General features: G+C 38.7%; 1 protein-coding gene. It reads left to right on the forward strand.

Translation table 11 applies throughout. From position 1 onward, the window contains the following. The first annotated feature begins 76 nt into the window (after positions 1–76). Positions 77–1197 (forward strand): IS3 family transposase gene (locus N9I19_RS24820; protein WP_317779344.1). Its coding sequence is split into 2 segments (ribosomal slippage): positions 77–326 and positions 326–1197, totalling 1122 coding nucleotides; the frame shifts between segments, so codons are not numbered across the junction. Positions 1198–1215: the final 18 nt, after the last annotated feature.

The raw sequence follows: 1215 nt of genomic DNA on the forward strand, positions 1-1215 counted from the left end.
TGAATAGGCTACACTTAGTTGGACAGAATTTTTAAGGTCAAGTAGACTACAGATACTACATTTGAGGAGAATCTACATGGCCAAAAGAGAACGCCGAACATTTACCGAAGAGTTCAAACAACAGATGGTGCAGCTGTACCAAAATGGGAAGTCAAGAAAAGAGATTATTCGTGAGTATGATCTGACTCCTTCTTCTTTAGATAAGTGGGTGGGTCAGAGTCAGAACTCGGGTTCTTTTAAGGAAAAAGACAATCTAACCGATGAACAAAAGGAACTCATGGAACTCCGAAAGCGAAATAAGCAACTCGAAATGGAAAATGACATTTTAAAGCAAGCCGCGCTGATACTAGGACGAAAGTAAATGTGATTAAGAATAATCAGCATAAATACTCGATATCAGCAATGTGTAAAGTCCTACAAATCCCTAGAAGCACCTATTATCATGAGGCGAAAGAAAGATCAACAGAGGATGATATTACTTCGGATATAATCGATATTTTCCATACGAGCCGTCAAAATTACGGAACACGTAAAATCAAAGTAGAACTAAAGAAACGTGGTCTCATCGTTTCTAGACGAAGAATTGGCCGTATTATGCAAGAGCAGGGCCTTATCTCATCGTACACTGTAGCTCAATTTAAGCCTCATACCAAATCATGTAATGAATCCGAACAGAAAAATGAACTGAACCGCGCGTTCGACCAGGAAGAAGAAATGACAGTGGTCGTCAGCGATTTGACATACGTAAGAGTCAATAAAAAATGGCATTACGTATGTGTATTTGTCGATCTCTTTAATCGGGAAATCGTGGGCTTCAGTACAGGAACAAACAAAGATGCTTTACTTGTCTATCGTGCATTCGCCTCCATCAAGGTTGACCTTCGTAAGATCCAGATCTTCCATACGGATCGTGGAAATGAGTTTAAAAATAAGCTCATGGACGATGCTTTAAATACCTTTAACATTCAACGATCTTTAAGCATGAAGGGCTGTCCATATGACAATGCCGTAGCTGAAGCAACGTTTAAAATCATCAAAACGGAGTTTGTGAAAGGTCAACATTTTGATAGTTTAGAAGAATTAACAAGGGAATTACAGGATTATGTCCACTGGTTTAATCACATACGAATTCATGGGACACTGGGTTATGTAAGTCCGATTGATTACAAACTTGAACACCTTAAAAAAGTTGTCTAGTTTAGTGTTGACATACCA

Source organism: Peribacillus sp. CSMR9, assembly GCF_033141925.1.
Classification (GTDB): domain Bacteria; phylum Bacillota; class Bacilli; order Bacillales; family DSM-1321; genus Peribacillus; species Peribacillus simplex_A.